This window comes from Herbaspirillum sp. UBA812, from assembly GCF_002296545.1.
GTDB lineage: Bacteria > Pseudomonadota > Gammaproteobacteria > Burkholderiales > Burkholderiaceae_D > Herbaspirillum > Herbaspirillum huttiense.
In genome coordinates this window covers 3722-5214 of sequence record NZ_DBIC01000199.1, presented here as the reverse complement: position 1 = coordinate 5214, position 1493 = coordinate 3722, and the positions used below count along the sequence as shown (strand labels likewise).

Here is a 1493-nt window from a genome sequence, read left to right as displayed (position 1 = left end):
TCGCTGATGTCGATCTGGGTGCCGACGTAGTGCGTGATGTGTCCGGCCGGATCGGCCACGGCGGTCAGGGTCAGCATGGCGCAGAAGGTTTCGCCGTTCTTGCGCCAGACCCGCATCTCTCCCTGCCATTTGCCGTTGCGCTGGACCAGCGTCCATAGCCGGGCACGAAAATCCTCCTGGTCTTGCTCGCGCTGGCAGGGCGGCATCCCCTCCGCAGGCAGCTCGTGCAGCTGGTAGCCGGTCAGGGCGATGAAGGCGGCATTGGCATCGAGCACGTTGCGCCCGGCGTCGAGCACCCAGATCGCCTCGGACGAATGAAAGGCCGCCGCCGCGATGCGCAGCGAGGTCTCGCTCTGCTGCAGCCGTGCCGTACGGCGTGCCACTTCGCGCCGCAGGTAGGCGGCGATCAGCAGGGCACACAGCAGCAAGGCCAGCGCGCCGCACAGCAGCCACCAGACATGGGCGGGCAGGCTGGTATTGCCGCGCCCCCACTTGCGCAGGATCTGGAAATAGATGGAATCAGGATCGGCCTGCCATTGGCTGAGCGCGCGGTCGATCGCGGCCAGCACTTCCGGGTCCTCTTGCTTGCCACTGACGAAGAACAGCTTGACCGGCTGGAACACGATGCTGGTATCGGCCAGATGATAGCGGTCGGCCAGCATGTCGCCCGCTTGCTGGCTGGCAACGACCCCATCGAGCTCGCCCGCCGCCGCCATCCGGAAACCGCTCTCGACGTTGTGCAGCGTGACCAGGTGGACCTTGATGCCGGAGTTGTCGATCAGGTTGCGGAAATAACTGGCCTGCACCGAGTTTTCGAGCAGGCCGATCCGCTTGTCCTTGAGATCGAAGACGGAATTGATCGCCACCGAGCGGCTGCGATAAAGGATGGACCAGCTGTAGAGCGCCGGTACGGAAGGGAACTGGAAGATCTTTTCGCGCTGCTCGGTCCAGGCCACGTCGGGCAGCAGGTCGATCCGGCCCTCCTCAAGCTGCTTCAGGCAGGCCTGCCACTCACAGGGGGCGAAGCGCAATTGCCAGTGCTCGCGCTCGGCAATGAGCCGGATCAGGTCGATGTGCAGGCCGCTGGCCGTCCCTTCGCCGTCGAAGAAGATCTTGGGGGGATTCTGATAGACGCCGACCGTCAACAGCTTGGCAGGTGCGCCTGGCGGCTGGGCGTGCGCAGTCATGCAGACGCTGCCAGCGGCCAACAGGCCCAGCAGTGCGAGCCGTTTCAGCAGGCATGGCCACGAACGGGGAAGCCGCCACGGGTTGCCGCTGGGCGGCTTGCCTTGACGACCGCTGGCCGGTTTCTCCCCTGTCGCAGCCAGAGTGGGTGCTGGTTGATTCATGCTGCCCGCGCCTGTCCCTGATTTGGTTTTTTGTCTACTTTATAGGACAACTAACCAAATGAAAACCCTGGCGGGCGCAGGGTATTACGGGCAGGGTCAGGCTCAGAAGAAACCTTGCGTGGGCAGCCGGACCTGGTTCACGCT

The 1493-nt window shown here is 64.2% G+C and carries 1 protein-coding gene; it reads right to left on the bottom strand.

The window, feature by feature from the left end; translation table 11 throughout:
- Positions 1-1187 (bottom strand): transporter substrate-binding domain-containing protein (locus B3873_RS13285; RefSeq protein WP_286866628.1); only part of this gene is annotated, 1187 nt, incomplete at its 3' end.
- Positions 1188-1493: the final 306 nt, after the last annotated feature.